At 51.3% G+C, this 1,211-nt stretch carries 1 protein-coding gene; it reads left to right on the top strand.

Annotated elements, in window-relative coordinates:
• Positions 1–4: 4 nt before the first annotated feature.
• A partial coding sequence (locus tag BTR1S_RS21450; protein WP_439951646.1) for a methyl-accepting chemotaxis protein occupies positions 5–1,211 on the top strand: 1,207 nt, incomplete at its 3' end.

Here is a 1,211-nt window from a genome sequence, read left to right as displayed (position 1 = left end):
CAAGCTGACAGGCTGGAAGATCGGCGGAACGATGGTCACAGATGAAATCACAGCTGCGGCACAGCCCGTTTTCAACATGGCTGTGATCATTTTAGCCGCGGCGACTGTGCTGGGAGGCATACTTGTCTACTTCATTGTCCGCGCCATCAGCAAGCCGTTGAATCAGCTTGTGTCGTCTGCAAAGAGCATCAGCAACGGCGATCTGACACAGACGATCGAAGTCCGCTCCAAAGACGAACTCGGCCAGCTTGGCACAAGCTTTAACGAAATGGCGGAATCGCTGCGCTCTTTGATCAGCGCGATTCAGGAATCGGTAGAACATGTCGCCTCTTCGTCTGAACAGCTGACAGCAAGCGCAGATCAGACGAGCAAGGCGACAGAACATATCACACTGGCGATCGAGCAATTCTCAAACGGAGCCGAAAGCCAGAATGAAAAAGTCGAGACAAGCTCGCAGCAGCTCAATCAAATGAACGGCAAGCTGTTTGAAGTGACGGAAGTGTCAGAAGCGATCACAGAATCATCGATCAAATCAACGGAAATTGCCGAAACCGGCGGAGAGCTCGTGCAAAAAACCGTCGGCCAGATGAATTCAATCAACCAGTCAGTCAAACAGGCCGAAGGCGTCGTCAAAGGACTTGAAGCCAAGTCGAAAGACATTACAGCCATCCTCCGCGTCATTAACGGAATTGCCGACCAAACGAATCTGCTGGCGCTGAATGCCGCAATCGAAGCGGCGCGCGCCGGGGAATCGGGCCGGGGATTTTCTGTTGTGGCTGAAGAAGTGAGAAAGCTCGCCGCCCAATCTGCCAGTTCGGCCAAAGAAATTGAAAGCTTAATCCAGGACATCGTCAAAGAAATCGAACATTCGCTCACCATGTTCCAATCGGTCAATCATGAAGTGCAGTCAGGCCTGAACATTACCGAAGACACCGAGGCGAGCTTCAAGCATATTTATGATATGACAAATGAGATCGCGGGCAAGCTGCAAACGATGAACACAGCGGTCGAACAGCTCTCAAAAGGCTCTGAGGAAGTATCGGAAGCGGTCGAAGAGATAGCCGAAGTTTCAAAAGAAAGCTCGGCAGGCATACAGGATATCGCCGCATCAGCGGAAGAACAGCTGGCATCAATGGAAGAAATCAGCTCATCCGCCGCCACGCTTGAACAAATGGCTGAAGATCTGCGCAACCTGACGAAAAAATTTAAGA

The sequence above is a fragment of the Bacillus sonorensis NBRC 101234 = KCTC 13918 genome (assembly GCF_001592005.1).
GTDB classification, from domain to species: domain Bacteria; phylum Bacillota; class Bacilli; order Bacillales; family Bacillaceae; genus Bacillus; species Bacillus sonorensis.
This window is presented reverse-complemented; position numbering and strand designations above follow the sequence as displayed.